13 protein-coding genes are annotated in these 16,632 nt (G+C 59.8%); 12 read left to right on the top strand and 1 reads right to left on the bottom strand.

Going from position 1 to position 16,632, the window contains the following annotated elements:
* Window positions 1-49: 49 nt before the first annotated feature.
* The 7 genes from J3T95_RS04565 to J3T95_RS04535 all read left to right on the top strand — a co-directional run bounded on the left by J3T95_RS04565 (window position 50) and on the right by J3T95_RS04535 (window position 9,785).
* Window positions 50-847, top strand: coding sequence for an HNH endonuclease family protein (locus tag J3T95_RS04565; RefSeq protein WP_267444892.1), 798 nt, complete (start codon window positions 50-52; stop codon window positions 845-847).
* A 303-nt stretch (window positions 848-1,150) separates the two neighbouring features.
* Window positions 1,151-3,061: a family 43 glycosylhydrolase gene (locus J3T95_RS04560; RefSeq protein ID WP_267450537.1), complete on the top strand. Its 1,911-nt coding sequence runs from the start codon at window positions 1,151-1,153 to the stop codon at window positions 3,059-3,061.
* Window positions 3,062-3,183: 122 nt separating this feature from the next.
* Window positions 3,184-4,509: an ABC transporter substrate-binding protein gene (locus J3T95_RS04555; RefSeq protein WP_267450536.1), complete on the top strand. Its 1,326-nt coding sequence runs from the start codon at window positions 3,184-3,186 to the stop codon at window positions 4,507-4,509.
* Between the two features lie 64 nt (window positions 4,510-4,573).
* The gene (locus J3T95_RS04550; protein WP_220236893.1) at window positions 4,574-5,536 is read left to right on the top strand and encodes a carbohydrate ABC transporter permease; all 963 of its coding nucleotides are present in this window, start codon (window positions 4,574-4,576) and stop codon (window positions 5,534-5,536) included.
* On the top strand, window positions 5,533-6,501 hold the full coding sequence (locus J3T95_RS04545) for a carbohydrate ABC transporter permease (RefSeq protein ID WP_267450535.1): 969 nt from the start codon (window positions 5,533-5,535) through the stop codon (window positions 6,499-6,501). The genes J3T95_RS04550 and J3T95_RS04545 overlap by 4 nt, the downstream gene beginning before the upstream one ends.
* A 25-nt stretch (window positions 6,502-6,526) precedes the next feature.
* Window positions 6,527-8,677: a beta-galactosidase gene (locus J3T95_RS04540; protein ID WP_267450534.1), complete on the top strand. Its 2,151-nt coding sequence runs from the start codon at window positions 6,527-6,529 to the stop codon at window positions 8,675-8,677.
* 49 nt (window positions 8,678-8,726) lie between these two features.
* Window positions 8,727-9,785: a LacI family DNA-binding transcriptional regulator gene (locus J3T95_RS04535; protein ID WP_220236896.1), complete on the top strand. Its 1,059-nt coding sequence runs from the start codon at window positions 8,727-8,729 to the stop codon at window positions 9,783-9,785.
* On the opposite strand, the gene J3T95_RS04530 is transcribed toward J3T95_RS04535, so the two are convergent.
* Window positions 9,786-11,357 carry an MDR family MFS transporter gene (locus J3T95_RS04530; protein ID WP_220236897.1) on the bottom strand — a complete coding sequence of 524 codons (1,572 nt, stop codon included), beginning with the start codon at window positions 11,355-11,357 and terminating at the stop codon, window positions 9,786-9,788.
* 329 nt (window positions 11,358-11,686) lie between these two features.
* Between J3T95_RS04530 and J3T95_RS04525 the strand changes: the two genes are divergently transcribed.
* The 5 genes from J3T95_RS04525 (at window position 11,687) to J3T95_RS04505 (ending at window position 16,628) form a co-directional block, all read left to right on the top strand.
* Window positions 11,687-12,835 carry a phosphate ABC transporter substrate-binding protein PstS gene (locus J3T95_RS04525; protein WP_267450533.1) on the top strand — a complete coding sequence of 383 codons (1,149 nt, stop codon included), beginning with the start codon at window positions 11,687-11,689 and terminating at the stop codon, window positions 12,833-12,835.
* Entirely contained in the window at window positions 12,832-13,785 is a 954-nt protein-coding gene (gene pstC, locus J3T95_RS04520) for a phosphate ABC transporter permease subunit PstC (RefSeq protein ID WP_220236899.1), read from the top strand. Before J3T95_RS04525 ends, pstC begins: the two co-directional genes overlap by 4 nt.
* On the top strand, window positions 13,782-14,762 hold the full coding sequence (gene pstA / locus J3T95_RS04515; RefSeq protein WP_267450532.1) for a phosphate ABC transporter permease PstA: 981 nt from the start codon (window positions 13,782-13,784) through the stop codon (window positions 14,760-14,762). Before pstC ends, pstA begins: the two co-directional genes overlap by 4 nt.
* A gap of 31 nt (window positions 14,763-14,793) precedes the next feature.
* Complete coding sequence (gene pstB / locus J3T95_RS04510) at window positions 14,794-15,573, top strand: phosphate ABC transporter ATP-binding protein PstB (protein ID WP_267430676.1); 780 nt, start codon at window positions 14,794-14,796, stop codon at window positions 15,571-15,573.
* A gap of 68 nt (window positions 15,574-15,641) precedes the next feature.
* Window positions 15,642-16,628: an AEC family transporter gene (locus J3T95_RS04505; protein ID WP_267450531.1), complete on the top strand. Its 987-nt coding sequence runs from the start codon at window positions 15,642-15,644 to the stop codon at window positions 16,626-16,628.
* Window positions 16,629-16,632 lie beyond the last annotated feature (4 nt).

The raw sequence follows: 16,632 nt of genomic DNA, 5'->3' as shown, positions 1-16,632 counted from the left end.
ATGATGGAGATTTCATGCATGCAGCCGGCATAGGAGGTATTAGCGGCAGATGACCGATTCGAGACGCAGAAGACATCGGTATCGGAGCCGCGGCCGGTACGGTTCGACATTGAGGAATCCCGCCCCGGCCCGCTTTCGTCGCGAATCGCTCACGGAACGTGTGTTGATCCTTCTGGTGGTGGCTGTGGTCTTGGGCATCACTATCGGTCTGATATTGCCAAGGGTCAATGGTGGAGTCGGACGGCTGACCGGCCGATATACGGCAACCGGCGATGCGGCCCAGACCCTGCAGGGTTTGACAGTGGACGATCATGCCCGACCGGGCCGCCAGTACCGGCGCGAGGCTTTCGGCTTCAAGGAGACCGATGAGGACGGCAACGGCTGCAATGTGCGAGAGGATGTGCTGACTCGCGATCTGACTGATCTGCGCACCACCACCCCCGGCGGTTGCAAGGTGGCCAGTGGCCGTCTGCAGGACCCCTACACTGGGCGGACCATTGAATTTATCAGAGGCCCTAAGACTAGCTCGGCTGTGCAGATCGACCACGTGGTCGCCCTGGAGAATGCCTGGCGGTCAGGAGCCAGCAAATGGGACACGGCCCGCCGTTACCGTTTTGGCAACGACCCCTACAATCTCCTTGCCGTGGACGGCCCGGCCAACCAGGCCAAGGGGAGTGCTTCGGCCGACTACTGGCTGCCCGAGAACAAGGACTATCAGTGCTCCTATGTAGCCCGTCAGATAGCAGTCAAGGACAAGTACTCCCTGAGCGTCACCAGCTCGGAAAAGCAGGCCATGCTGGCCATTCTGCATACCTGCCCGGGCCAGCCCCTTCCGCAGGATCGCTGATTGCTGGCCTTTCCCTGATAGGCGGAAACAGACCGCGATGGACGGGTCTGCTCGTATAGGATCGTCACAATCCCTCTCCTCCTTCGTTCTATTGCTTCTCTCTCCCCCCCCCCCCCCCTGCTTTGATCCGGGCCTGTTCTGGTGTGGTAGAATGATTGGAGGTTGATACACAGTTGTATCAACCGCATGGATTCCTGAATTTCTCAGGTTCTATGCCCGCAGCCATCGGCAACAGGGAGGTTGGCCATGAACGGCAATCGTGGTTCGCATATGCCAGGGGAAGGGCATCACATAGGGGGCCATATGCTGAAAAGCCGCAAATCGGCCATTCTGCTTGTCGCCCTGGCTGTGATTATGGGTTTGTCATTCGTGGCGCCAAAGACGGTCGCCGCTCAAGAAGCGGGGCAAAAATCTCATTCTGCAGGCGGAAGCGGGCAAATCGTCAATGACCGTTTCTGGAATGACGCCGACGGCAATCCGATGTATATGCAAGGCGGAGGAATCTTCGATTTCCCGGATCCGGCCACGGGGAGGGTCTCTCACTTTTGGTATGGTGTTCACTTTTCACAGGCGGAAACTTACCGTCATGACCCTACCCATGCGCTCACCGGCAATGACTTCATTTCAGTGGATGTCTACAAATCCGAGAATCTGTCCGACTGGCGCTATCAAGGCGTGGCTTTGGACAGAGCACAGGCCGATGCCTTCTCCGGTGATTTCGGTGGCCGCCGTGCGGGTTGGGTGTGCAGAACGGGGGTTGCCTATATCCCCGAGCTGCAAACCTATGCCATGCTCATCCAGCATGAGATGCCTACTGATGCCGCTGGTCGCGATTTCGACAAAAAGGTGTTGATCGCTACGGCCCATTCACCTGCTGGCCCGTTCAAAGCCCAGAGGCGTATCGACATGCGCGATTACGGACTGGGCACCAGCAATACCGGGGATCAGAGCGTCTTCCAGGATGAGGACGGCACAGGTTATCTGATCTATTCCTATGGCCGTGGCCGCGGCAGTGTCTGGGCAGCCAGAATAGGCGCCAGAAACGGCCGGGTGGATTTGCTGGAGCCTACCAAGCTCTACCAAGGTTTTGGGCGTGAAGGCAATGCGCTTTTCAAACACGCTGGCCGGTATTATCTTGCTGGCTCCGATCTGTTCGGGTGGGATGCTTCCCGAATTCATTTCCAGGTTGCAGATCACCTTTTCGGCCCGTATCAGCCCGTCAATCAGACGGTGATCATGGATGGCAGCCGAGCAGATTTCGGCCATATCACCCAGACCGGTTTTTACTACACCTTGCGTGGCAGCAGAGCGGAGACCGTCATCCACTGCGGCGACCGATGGGCTGACTTCGCAGGCAACGGACTTGGCTACAACCAGTGGAATCCGCTGAGCTTCGATGACGTCGGCACGCCCCTCTTCAATTCCATGAGCCAGTGGAGGCTGGATGCGGATACCGGCCTTTGGTCGGTTGGCGAGGCCAATGACTACGTGCTCAATGGGTCCTTCGAAGCGGACAGGATTTCGGTAGGCGAGCACGGGTATCGGGATAAGGATGGCCAGGTGATTGGCGATATCGCCGGATGGCGGCGTGTCAATCCGGATGCTGTGGCCAACGTAGCCGATGCCTATGGGCGAGTGGGCGACTTCGACCTGCGGTTCGCTCCCGGGCGATCCCGCGACGCCTCCATCGTCCAGGATCTTAATGCACCGGGACATGTTCCCCTGCACGCGGGCCGCTACCTTCTGAAACTCTCCTATATGAATCCCAAAGGCATGGATCGGGCCAGGATCGCAATCGAATCCGGTGGGAGAACCTCTGAAATCGACCTGGCTGACTCTACTGGCACAGGCTGGAGGCAGGCCTCCTTGCCGGTCGAACTGGTTGGCGGCCAGACCAGGATCGCTGTCGAGGCTTCCGGCAGTTCGGGCCAGACCCTGCATCTGGACGACGTGTCCCTGACAGATGCGCCTGACAAGGGGGCTGAAAGCAATGGTGAAATCAATCAGGGCGCAAATGTGCTTCCGGCGGTCCATGCAGGAGGAGGGGCCGTCTCCGTTCGTCTTGGCGTCGAGAGCGCGGTTTCATCCCATGCATTGGCTGCCGGGGGCATCGCCGCCGGTAGCATTCCGATCTTCGCGGCCGGCTGTGTGGCGGCGGGCGTTCTGTTGATGGCTGTAGCCGGGCGTGGGCGGCGTCTTCTTGCGCTGAATTGACAATCCATGGCTAAGGGTTATACTGAATACCACGTTGGTACACAGTTGTATCAACGATCGGAAGGAGTGGGGCGTCAAAACCTTATCAAGGACGTGGTTTTTCAAACATCGAAAGGTTCATCATGCATTCTGCACGGAAACTCATGACCATGGGCATCACCGTGGTCGCCCTGGCTTCGTTCGCTGCCTGTGGAAGCAGCGGCTCCGGATCAGCATCGAAGCCGACGGACGCCAGCAAGGCCTCGGGGCGCATAGTCTTTTGGGGCTGGGGCAATGGCATCAAGGAGACCATTGCCGCCTTTGAAAAAGCCAATCCCGGCATCACCGTGAAGTACAACAACACCGGCACTGCTGGTGACACCCAGGTGGCCTTGTCCAATGCGGTCGCTGCAGGCAAGGGCATCCCCGACGTCACCATGCTGGAGGATCCTACCGTCCAGCAGTTTGCCATTGAAGACAACCTGGAGGATCTGTCGGGGTATGGGGCCGACAAGTTCGCTGACGACTTCACCCCGGGGCCATGGAACAAGGTCCAGTACGACGGGAAACCCTATGCGCTGCCCATTGATGCCGGTCCCGAGGTTTTCTTCTACAACAAGGCGGTCTTCGACAAGGCCGGCATCCCCGATCCTCCTAAGACCTGGGATGAGTACTATCAGGATGCCAAGAAGATCCGAGCCGCAGGTTCCTACATCACCAACAACGCCGGTGACAAGAATGCCTATCAGCCTTTTACTGCACAGGCCTGGCAGGCCGGGGCGCATCCTTGGAAGGTCGATGGGGACAAGATCACCATCAACATGACCAAGGACCCCGGCATGAAGCGGTATATCGACTTTCAGCAAAAGCTGATCGACGAAGACCTGCTCGATACCAAGACCGCCAACTGGTCCGATGACTGGAACAGGGCGCTTAATGATGGGTCGGTGGCCTCGCTGACCATCGGCGCCTGGATGCCCACCAATCTGGAGTCCGGCGCACCCGACCAGAAGGGCAACTGGAGGGTCGCGCCCCTGCCGCAGTGGGAAGAGGGGGGCAGCGTGTCCGCCGAGGACGGGGGCTCGGCTCTTGTTGTGCCCAAGAAGGCCAAGAACAAGGCGGCAGCCTGGAAGTTCGCAGAATATCTGACACACGGCAAGGGAGCCCAGGTCATGGCTGACCAGGGCAGTTTCCCCTCTCTGAAACGCATCCTGAGCTCAGCTGAATTCACCAGCAAGAAGAATGAGTACTTCGGAGGCCAGGAGGTCAACAAGGTCCTGACCGAGGCAGCCAACCTCAAAGTCTCCAAATTCCAGTATCTGCCCTACAACCCCTTCGCCCAGTCGACCTACGGGGATTCCATCGGCAAGGCCTACATGAAGCAGACCAGTCTGGAGAAGGCTTTCGAGAACTATCAGCAGAAGCTGGTGGATCATGGCAACCAGCAGGGGTACCAGGTCAACAAGTGAATGATGAAGGAGACGGCCGATCAGGGCCGTCTCCGGACGGCTACAGGAGAGAAGGGCAGGCATTATGAGTGAAGCCGAAGGTTCGTCTGCGCGGGTTCTGGCCCCTGCGCGGGATCAAGGCCCTGGCGAAACCGGCGGGGGCCGCACTGGGGAGCGGCCCCGCAGACCAGATTGGCGTGGATGGAAGTTCATGGGGCCCTTTGTTGTGGTCTTCGTGTTCGTTTTCGTTCTGCCGGTGCTCTATGCCATCTACCTGAGTCTGTACGAGAAGCGCATGATCGGAGGGAACGTCTTTGTAGGCCTGGCCAATTACGCCAGGCTGCTCAAGGATGGGCAGTTCTGGTCATCAGTGGGCCGTGTGGCCCTCTTCACTGTGGTCCAGGTGCCCATCATGCTCCTTCTGGCGGCATTGATGGCGCTGGCTCTGGACTCGCTCAAGCTGCACGGCACGCGCTTCTTCAGGATCACCACCTTCCTGCCCTACGCAGTGCCCGCCGTGGTGGCGGCTTTGATGTGGGGGTTCATCTACGGCACCAAGTACGGAATGGTAGGTTCCTTGAATCAATGGCTGGGCACGCATATCGACGTTCTGCAGCCCAGCGTGCTCCTGGCCGCCATAGGCAACATCAACACCTGGGAGTTCACGGGCTACAACATGCTGATTTTCTATTCCTCGCTGTCGACTGTGCCGCACTCGCTCTATGAGGCGGCGGCTATTGACGGAGCCTCGGAGTGGCAGATCGTGCGCAGCATCAAGGTTCCCGAGCTCAAGAGCTCCCTGGTCATCACGGTCATCTTCAGCATCATCGGCAGTTTCCAGCTCTTCAATGAGCCCTCGGTGCTGCAGACCATGGTCCCAGGCAATGCGATTACCACCTATTACACCCCCAACATGTATGCCTACAACCTGAGCTTCATGGGCGGTCAGAGCAACTATGCGGCGGCCTTGGCCATCGTCATGGCCATCATCACCATGGTCGCTGCCTACGCCGTCCAGCTCAGGGGCATGAAGGAGCAGATGCAATGAGCACGGTTGATTCCACGGCTGTCGACGGGGCCAAGGCTGAACGTATGCGCGCCCGACGCGTCGCCCGGGATGAGCGTGCGGAACGCCAAAGGGCAGCTCGAACAGGATTCTCCAATCCGGACAATCCGCGGCGCAGCTGGCCGTTGACCCTTGCCGCGGGGATCTTCGCCCTCTACTGCCTGTTTCCCCTGATCTGGCTGGTCATCAATGCCACCAAGACCCAGTCGGATTTCATCGGCACCTTCGGTTTGGCCTTTGGGCACAAGTTCGCCCTTTGGGACAATCTGCGCGAGGTGTTCACCTATGAAGGAGGAATCTTCGGGCGCTGGTTGCTCAATACCCTGCTCTACGTGGTTGTGGGAGCCGGTGGCGCCACCCTACTGGCTGTGCTGGGTGGATACGCCCTGGCCAAGTTCCGCTTTCCCGGCCGTCGCTTCGTCTTTGCTGTAGTCATCGGAGCCATCAGCGTGCCAGGCATCGCTCTTGCTGTGCCTCAGTTCCTGCTCTTTGCCAAGATCGGACTGACTGATACGCCTTGGGCCATGATCATCCCCAGTCTGATCTCGCCCTTCGGCCTATACCTGATGTGGATCTTTTCCGACCAGGCAGTGCCTACTGAGCTGCTGGAAGCAGCCCGAGTCGACGGGGCCGGGGAATTCCGCACTTTCTGGCAGATCAGTCTGCCTCTGCTGGCCCCCGGCATCGTGACTACGGCGCTTTTCACTATCGTGGCCACTTGGAACAACTATTTCCTGCCTCTGATCATGCTCAAAGATTCCAATTGGTATCCGCTGACGATCGGGCTCAACAATTGGAAGGACCAGGCGTCGACCGCTGGTGCCCATGCCATTCAGAACCTGGTGGTGACCGGCAGCCTTGTCACCATCATCCCCATCGTCGTCGCTTTCCTGCTGTTGCAGAAATACTGGCAGTCCGGTTTGGCTGCCGGCGCTGTCAAGGAGTAGCGGGAAGGCGCAGACGGGATCAGACATGAGCAGAACGGACTATTATGACCGTCGGCAGCCCCAACAGTACAGACCTTACCGATGGCCGAAAGGCCTCGACGGTCATTCAGGGGAGATCTGGTTCGGCGGGGATTACAACCCGGACCAATGGCCGGAGCGGGCATGGACCGAAGATGTCGCGTTGATGAAGCGGGCTGGCGTCACCATGGTGGCACTGGGCATTTTCTCATGGGCACGTCTGGAGCCAAGCGACGGAGTCTGGGATTTCGGATGGCTGGATCGGGCGGTGGCTTTACTAGGCGAAGCCGGTATCGCAGTGGACATGGCTTCGGCTACAGCTACGGCTCCGTACTGGCTTTATCAGGCACATCCTGAGGTGTTGCCCGTGAAGGCGGACGGAACCCTGGTCCATCCTGGTGCTCGACAATCCTGGAGGCCCACCTCATCTGTTTTTCGGCGCTATGCCCTCCGCCTTTGCAGGGTCATGGGAGAGCATTTCCGCGACAATCCGACTGTGGTCGCCTGGCATGTCGGCAATGAATATGGATGGAACAACGCAACCGACTACTCGCAGGATGCTTTGAAGGCCTTCCAAGGCTGGTGCCGCCGGCGCTATGGCAGCATCGAGGAGCTTAACCAAGCCTGGGGCAACGATTTCTGGTCCCAACGTCTGCAGAACTTCGATCAGGTTCCCCTGCCTGAACATGCCGGCGTGCGTGATGCCTTTATCAATCCAGCACTGCGTCTGGATTTTCGTAGATTCTGCTCGGATGCGCTGATGGATTTTTTCTGTGCCGAACGCGATCAGTTACAGGAGCTCACGCCTGATAAACCCTTGACGACCAATTTCATGGTCTCTACAGACCAATGTGTCCTTGATTATGAGCGTTGGTCCCACCAGGTCGATTTCGTGGCCAATGACCACTATTTCGCTCATGGCCCCGGACACCTGGATGAGCTCCTCTGCTCGGATTCCCTGGTGGACGCCTATGCTCAACGGCATCCTTGGTGTCTGATGGAGCATTCCACATCAGCCGTCAATTGGCGCATTTTCAATGCTTCCAAGCGTCGAGGCGAACTGATCCGGGACGCTCTGGCCCACGTAGCTATGGGGGCGGATGCAGTCAACTTCTTCCAATGGCGGCAGTCCGCCTTCGGAGCAGAGGCCTTCCACTCGGCCATGGTCCCTCATGCAGGGCCGGATTCGGCAATTTATACTCAGGTTGCTGCTTTGGGAGACATTCTGCACAGGCTCTCCGGGAGTGGACTGGCCGGGACCCAATTGGAGCCCTCGCCTATTGCTCTGCTTTTCGATGCCGACTGCCAGTGGTCTATGGCTGATTCGACTCTGCCCGATTGTTCTCTGGATCATTGGCAGCAGGTCTATATCTGGTATCAAGCCTTGCTTGACGTCGGGCTCAGAGCGGACGTAATGCCGCTGAAAGGGCAGTGGGAGCGCTATGACGTCGTGGTGTTGCCCGCCCTGATCCTGCTGGACCAGAGGCAAGCCGGCCGTCTGCGAGACTACGTGAGCGAGGGCGGCCGCCTGGTGGTGGACTTCGCCAGTGGCATTATGGACGGCCATATGCACGTCGGTCTGGGCGGGTATCCTGCGGTTTTGCGTGATTTGACAGGTATCGCTTCCCAGGAGATGATCGCCTTGGGCACGAGAGGCCAAGGCGGTGGATCCATCCTGGTATCAGAGGGCATTGAGGGCAATATATGGGTCAACGATCCCTTGAGCATAGAGGATTCGGTAAGGGTGCTGGCTCGTTACCATGGGCGTCGTTCCTATGACCTCGACATGGCTGGAAAACCTGCGGCGACCATCCATGGATACGGTCAGGGCCGGGTTCTCTATCTCGGGACTGGTTTCACCAAGGAATCGCTGGTCTCGGTGATCAATCGGATCTTTCCTCCTGATTTTCTCACTGGCGCGGCAGGGGCAGGGTTGCATAACGGACGTGATGGCGACCCGCGGTTGGTGCACCTGATCAGGTCCGGGCCACAGGGCTGTTATCATTTCTATTTCAACCGGGGGTCGACAGTTGTCAGAGATGTGTCCACCATGGGTGAGGCTTTGGTGGTTCAACGAGCGACCCGGTCCAATGGAGGTGGTTTATCCGGTAATCAGTACACTATAGGAGTGCATGGTGTGGTGATCACCCGTCAATAGATCTGATTGCCATAGTGCCTTGGAGGTTGCTGCATTCTAGGGGGTGCCTATGGCTACGGATGAAGGACGTCCAGGTAAACGGATCACCTTGCGCGAGGTGGCCAGCAAGGCGGGTGTCTCGCTGAAGACCGCGTCCAATGTGATCAATGGCAATGGCCGTATGTCAAATGCGACCCGTGCGCGTGTGCAGCAGGTGATTGACGAATCGGGATACAAGGTCAATGCCGCGGCCCGCAATTTGCATCGAAACAAAACCGGTATCATTACGCTGGCCGTGCCTTCGCTGACACCTCCCTATCTGGCTGAATTGGCTAATAGGGTCATCGACAGCGCTCGCCTGCGGGACTATGCAGTATATGTCAGCACATATGCCGAGGGGTCCGCCAAGGGTGCGCATGAGATTCTGGCATCCTTTAATAGCACTATCAGCGACGGCATAATCCTTTCTATGTCGGAGCTTGAACGATTTGCCGTGGAGGACCTGAATGTACGCTATCCCCTGGTTTGCGTGGGTGCGCGGACCACCCATGGGGTGGCGGATCATGTCATGGTCGACGATGCCGAGGCAGCTCGGATGGCTGCAGAGTATCTATTTGATCGGTCGGTGCGTTCGTTGGCGGTCATCGGTCTGCATGCGCCGCTTGACCGGAATCAGTTGGAGGCTGCAGTCGAAGGCAATGCCGAGTTGAGGATGAAAGGCGTGCTTAAAGCGGTTCATGCCAGGGGGCTCCAGCTGGATGATCGGCTTCTGGGCGTTACCGGTTATGACTGGACCTTGGGCAGCGGGTATCTGGCCATGCAAAGGATATTAGAGGCGGGGATGCCGTTCGATGGGGTGGTTGCTCTCAATGATCAGCTGGCTATCGGCGCCCTGTCAGCTCTGACTGCTTACGGCAGAGCCGTGCCCGACCAGGTTCAGCTCGTCGGGTTCGACAACATCGAAGAGTCGGCCTACCTGCAGACTCCGCTCACTACCATGGATTCATGCTTGGGGTGGATCTCGCGGACCTGTGTTGACCGCGTCCTGGGACGTATTGGGGGCAGAGCCACGGTTCCCCAGGATCTTGTCATAGGATCGCGGGTCATAGCCCGCAAAACCACCCGGTAATCAGTTTTGTGTTTTGGAGTCGGCGGTGGAGGCAGTGACAGCAGGCGCATCGGTGTGGATGATGTGCATGTGACGCAGGAGCATGCGGGTCATCTGACGGCCGGAGCCGGCGCCGTTTCCGCGAACGCCGAAGTAGACCAGCAGGACCATGCCCAGGCAGATCAGTGCCGAGATGCGCAGAGCCCACTGCACCCCGAAAATGTTGGCTGCGATCTGGGTGGAGTGGCCGCCGCCCAAGGCGTTGTGGCGCAGGGTGGTGATGGTCTCCATAAGGATGACCAGGATGGGCGCGCCGACAGCTCCGGCGATCTGCCGGGCCGTGTTGGTGACGGCTGAACCGGCTGAAACATCCTTGGGGGCCAGGTTGTTCAGGGACCAGGTGGTCAGGGGCATCAGGGTGAAGCCCATGCCGATCTGACGGATGAACTGGCAGATGGAGACCAGGCCGATCCAGGTGTTGGCCCCAATCATGCTCATGGCGATGGTGCCCAGCAGCAGGACCGAGCAGCCGGTCATGGCTACGGGCCGAGCGCCCCAGCGGTCCAGCAGGCGGCCACCGAAGAACTGAGCGATGGCGGTGCCGATGGCCCCTGGCAGCATGACCAGGCCGCTCATGGTGGCTGAGAAGCCACGATCCGTCTGGATGTACATGGGCAGGATGACGGTGACCGAGCTGAAGGCGAAGAAGGACATAGAGGCGATGATGGTGCCTACGGTGAAGTTCTTGATCCGCAGCACATGCAGGTCCAGCAGGGGTTTGTCGTGGTTGAGCTGGCGGAGGACGAACCAGATGATTCCGATCAGGCCGACCAGCATGAAGGGCCAGGTCATGAAGGAGGTGATGGGGAAGTTCTCGATGTTGGTGAAGCCGAACATGAGGCCGCCGAAACCGAAGATGGACAGGGCCACTGAGAAGAAGTCCGCCTTGACGCTCTTGTCTCGCTGCCCGAAGTTGCGTAGACCAAGGATCGACAGGAGCAGCGCCACGGCCCCGCAGATGCTCAGCGTCAGGAAAATGGAGCGCCAGCCGTTGGCATCGGTCTGCCATCCGCCCAGGGTGGGGCCGATGGCCGGGGCCACGCTCATGGCCAGGCCCACGGTGCCCATGGCCATGCCGCGCTTGGCCAGAGGATAGATGGAGAAGACGGTGATCTGCAGGACGGGCCACATGGTCCCGGTGCCCACGGCCTCCAGGATGCGCCCCAGCAGAACCATGGCGAAGGTCTGCGATTGCCAGCTCAGCAGGGAACCCAGTGTGAAGACCGCCATGGAGGTGATGACGATTTGCCTAGTGGAAAAACGCTTGGTCAGAAAGCCGGTCAACGGCACCATGACGCCCATGACCAGCTGGAAGACCGAGGTCAGCCACTGACCGGTGGTCAGGGTGATGTGGAACTCGTCCACTATAGTGGGCAGTGCCGAAGCCAGCTGCAGCTGGGTGAAGTTGCCTAGGAAGGTGATGACGGTCAGGATGGCCAGCGACAGGAAGGCCTCACGGGTGAGTCTTCCGTTGACGAAGGCTCCATCCTTGCTGAGGGTCCGCCCCTGTTTGGCGAGCTCCTGCTTCCTCATGCAACCACCACTTCCTTTGGGCTCAGTTTCCGCTGCGTATACCACTCCCTGCGGTGCCGTCCTAGAAAAGGAATCGGGGCATACCGATACCGGTGACACTAAGAAAAGCTAGAGAGTGAAGCGTCTGACAATGTCCTTATAATATACCCGGCTGTGGATTGTGATTGAGCTTTTCCGCTTGGCTGATGCGGTTGCGGCGGCCTTGTCCTGCGGTCAGCGTTTCCAGTATGCTGTTGTTGAGCGGGCTTCGGTAATGTGAATGCAGGAGGGTCCGACACGGGCTGATGAGGACGGACGTTTGAAATGCAACGGCGGTCGAGGTAGGTAACATGCACGCACATGGTCATGGTCGTGGTAGATTTGCGGCCCTCCTCGTGTCCTTGGCAATGTTGATCCCCCTGGCGGCCTGCGGCGACAACGTCCCCATCGAAGGCGGCGGAGCAATCGATACTCCAGATCGAGCCTTGTTCCAAGGCGAGTTCGCCGGATCCGGCGCATCCTCCCAGCAGAGCGCCGACGAGGCTTGGATAGCCGGCTTCCGCAAGCAGCATCCAAGTGCGCGCATCTCCTATGATCCAGCAGGTTCCGGTGCTGGGGTCAACGCCTTTCTTTCGGGTTCGGCCATCTGGGCCGGCACTGATGCACCGCTGACTTCAGACCAGCTTGAGCGCTCGCGCAAGGTCTGCGGTTCCGGTACGGCCATTGATCTGCCCGTTTACGCCACCCCAATCGCCGTGGCCTATAATCTCCCCGATCTGTGGTCAAAGGGTTCCGGCGGCCATCTGCGGATGGACCCGGCTCTGATCGCCATGATCTTCTCCGGAAAGGTCACCAATTGGCGGGATCCGCGCATAGCAGCCCTCAATCCGGGGGCTAATCTGCCCGACTTGGACATCACGGTGATCCATCGTTCGGACAAGTCGGGCACTACGAAAAGTTTTCTGTCCTACCTGCACGACACGGCCGGGTCTGCCTGGCCTTACCCAGCGGGCGAGAATTGGCCCAACGACTTAGGACAGGGCGCCAAGGGCACTGCCGGAGTGGTCATGACCATGAACCAGGCGAAGGGTACCTTTGGCTATGCGGACGCGGCCCAGACCACGGGGCTGGGCACGGTGGCGGTCCAGGCGGGGAAGACCTGGCAGCCGCCTACAGCCAAGACCGTGGCCAACCTGCTGGATGCAGCCCAGCGGGATCCGCAGGCCAGCCAGCCCGGCCGGGTGGTCCTGACCGTGGACCATCGCACCAGCCGGGAGCATACTTATCCCATTGTTTTGGTCTCCTACAACGTGGTCTGCACCGCCTATCGAGATGATCAAGACGGATCCAAGACCCGGTTCGCCAAGGCCTGGCTGACCTATCTGCTGAGCGAGCAGGGTCAGCGCATGGCTGCGGCAAATGCGGGCAGCGCCGAGCTGGGGCAGGGGCTGCGCAACCAGGCCATGGCCTCGGTGGAGACCATCGGGGGGAAGGCATGAACGAGAAACTGGACGGGGCTGCAACCCTGAACAAGGCTAAACGGGCGGATCGGATTTTCAAGGCCTGCGCCACCGGTGCGGGCATTCTGATCCTGCTGGCCCTGGCTGCTGTCACCCTCTTTCTGATCCTGCGGGCCTTTCCGGCCTTCACTGGGGACCCAGATTCCCGCACCCAGGCCATCCTCTCCCTGAGCGGGGGGCGGGCGGGCAGTTTCCTGGGCTATGTGGGTCCCCTGGTTTTTGGCACCATTTTGATTGCCGGTCTGGCCCTGCTCTTGGCCTTCCCTGTCTCCCTTGGCATTGCCCTCTTCATCGGCTACTACGCTCCCGCCCGCCTGTCCACGTTGCTTAGCACGGTGATCGACCTGTTGGCCGCCGTGCCCTCGGTGATCTATGGGCTTTGGGGGGCTCTGGTCTTGGTTCCCAATATCACAGGCTTCTGGCGTTGGCTATCTGTTCATTTGGGATGGATTCCGCTGTTTGCCGGACCCGTTGCAGCCCCTGCCCGGTCCGTGGCCACTGTGGCCCTGGTGCTGGCGGTCATGATCCTGCCCATCATCACCTCGGTCACCCGTGACATCCTGATCCAAGCCCCTCGATTGCAACAGGAGGCTGCCTTGGCTCTGGGCGCTACAAAGTGGGAAATGATCCGGCTCGCGGTCCTGCCCTTCGGCCGTTCGGGCATCATCTCGGCCTCCATGCTGGGCCTGGGCCGCGCTCTGGGCGAGACCATGGCGGTGCTGATGATTCTTTCGCCAGGCTTCAGCTACTCCCTGCGGCTGCTGCAGGCTTCAAACAGCCAGACCATAGCTGCCAACATCGCCGCCCAGTTCCCGGAGGCGGACTCCCAGGGTGTGGCCCTTCTAGTGGCTACCGGTCTGGTCCTCTTCATCATCACCTTCATCGTCAACTACATGGCGCGCAGGATCACAGCGAAGGCGGGTGTATGATGGCGAGCCGAACTGATCGTGGGCCGGTCATCGATTTTGATCGTTTCAGGCCTACAAGGTCCTCCATCCGTGCTCGCAAGCGCAAGGACCGGCTGATGACCGTCCTGATCGGGCTCTCCTTCCTGGTGGCCCTGATTCCGTTGGTTTCGGTGCTCTGGGTCAGCCTGTCCAAGGGTGTGCGACGGCTGACACCGGACTTCCTCACCCACAACATGAGCGGTGTGGTAGGGGGCAACCCCACGCCGACCGGAGGCTATGGCGGCATCCTGCACGCGGTAATCGGCACCCTGGAGATTACCTTTGGATCCATGGTCATATCCATTCCGGTGGGCGTCATGTGCGCGGTCTACCTGGTTGAGTATGCCCATGGAGGCCGCCTGGCCAAGGCCATCAGTCTCATGGTGGACGTGATGAGCGGGATTCCCTCCATCGTGGCAGGCCTCTTTGCCTTCTCCATGTTCGCCTTGGTGGTTGGACCGGGTACGGTCAATGGCCTGGCCGGCTCTGTGGCGCTCTCCCTGCTCATGCTGCCTACGGTGGTCAAGACCTCCGAGGATATGCTGACGGTGGTTCCCAATGACCTGCGTGAGGCGGCCTATGCCCTGGGGGTGACCAAGCAGCGGACCATCACCCGTATTGTTCTGCGCACGGCCCTGCCTGGTATCGTCTCGGGCACTATTCTGGCCGTGGCACGGGTCATCGGGGAAACGGCGCCCCTGCTGATAGCCTCGGGCTTCATCGTCACCACCAACCCCAACCTCTTCTCCGGAAGGATGACCACCCTGCCGGTCTTCGTCTACAACGAGTATTCCCAGGGTCTGGCTGTCTGCGGGCCAGGCGCTGACCCGGGATGCCTGGCTGATGTCCACATGCAGAGGGCCTGGGCTGCGGCTCTGGTGCTGATCCTTATTGTTCTGCTGCTCAACCTGCTGGGGCGACTGGTCTCGCGCATCTTTGCTGTTGGGCGGACCCGTTGAGTGCCGCCATGAGAGGAACGGAGGCCGGAATATGGGCCAACGCATAGACATCAGCCATCTCAACGTCTACTACGGCGATTTCTTGGCCGTCCAGGACGTGAACATGCGCATCCGAGCCAACAAGGTCACCGCCTTCATCGGTCCCTCCGGCTGCGGAAAGTCCACGGTTCTGCGCACCCTGGACCGCATGCACGAGATCACCCCGGGGGCGCATGTGAGCGGGCAGGTGCTCCTGGAGGGGCGCGACCTCTATGGACCGGATGTAGACCCGGTCGAGGTACGGCGGGACGTGGGCATGGTCTTCCAGAGGGCCAATCCCTTCCCGACCATGTCCATCCGGGAGAACGTCCTGGCTGGCATACGGCTGAACAAGAAGCACATTGCCAAGTCTGACGCCGACGATCTGGTGGAGTGGGCCCTGCGCGGGGCCAATCTTTGGAACGAGGTCAAGGACCGTCTGGACAAGCCGGGCATCGGGCTCTCTGGCGGTCAGCAGCAGAGGCTCTGCATTGCCCGTGCCGTGGCCGTGCACCCCCAGGTCCTGCTCATGGACGAACCCTGCTCGGCCCTGGACCCCATCTCCACTCTGGCCGTAGAGGATCTGATCAACGAGCTCAAGCGGGACTACACCATCGTCATCGTCACCCATAACATGCAGCAGGCCGCCAGGGTCTCGGACTATACGGCCTTCTTCAATCTCAAGGCCGTGGGTCAGCCCGGCCACCTGGTGGAGATGGACGACACCACCACAATCTTCTCCAACCCGCACGAGCCGGACACCGAGCGTTACATATCCGGTCGCTTCGGCTGAGACAGAACCGGTCTGCGCACCCGCTCGTCAGGTATCATGGTTCCGGCATCCGTGGAAGGAGCGAGGGCATGGGAGCACTGCTGGAACCGGCCACCCTCTTGGGCATCATCCTGGTGGGCTACCTGTTCAAGCGGTTTGGACTCTTTCGCCCGTTGGACTACCGGGTGCTGCAGACTGTCGTGTTCGATCTGGTCCTGCCCGGGGCCATCATCTACTCCTTCGCCACCAACCCCCACGATCCCAGCCTGCTTCTGGTCTCGGCTTTCGCCTTCGTGGCTTCGCTGATTCCACCCCTGGCTATCTTCCTGACCAGCAGGCATCGTCCTACGGCTCAGCGGGCTTTTCTTATGCTCAACGGATCGGGCTTCAACATCGGGTGTTTCTGCTTCCCCATGCTCCAGTCGCTGCTGGGCACGGCGGCCCTGGTCCCCGCCGCCATGTTCGACATCGGCAATTCGGTTATGGTCTCTGCCGGCACCAACGTCATGACCCAGGGGCTTCTGCATATTCGACCGGGCCAGTCCCTGGATCCCGATGCGGGGGAGACCGTCAAGCTGGATGACCCAGATGCCCGCAAACTCCACCGCAAGGCTGCAGCCCTCTCCATAGCCAAGGGCTTCCTGAGCTCGCCCTCATTCGACACCTACTTGGTCATGATGGGATTTACGCTGGCCGGGATCTCATTGCCCGACTGGTCGGCCCAAATCACCCGTCCATTCTCGGCGGCCAACGCCTTCTGCTCCATGCTCATGGTGGGCATGCTCATGGAGCTGCCCGGCGGACGGGCTGACATCAAGGCCGTATTGCAGATTCTGGCCTGGCGACTGCCCTTCGGCATCCTGTTCGCGGTGGCCGCATGGTATCTGTTGCCCTTCGAACCCTTGATCCGTCAGGCGGTGGCCTTGTGCTGCCTGGCTCCGACGGCGGTTTTCGCCACCATGTTCACTGACAAGGTTCTTGGCAACGCCCGTCTGGCGGGATTCACCCTGGCTCTGACTGCGCTGATCGGTGCTGTGCTCATGGTTTTGGCGCACCTGCTGATGGGCGCCCTCTGAGGAA

The sequence above is a fragment of the Bifidobacterium sp. B4079 genome, assembly GCF_026537385.1.
In the GTDB taxonomy this organism is placed as follows: Bacteria; Actinomycetota; Actinomycetes; order Actinomycetales; family Bifidobacteriaceae; genus Bombiscardovia; species Bombiscardovia asteroides_I.
This window is presented reverse-complemented; position numbering and strand designations above follow the sequence as displayed.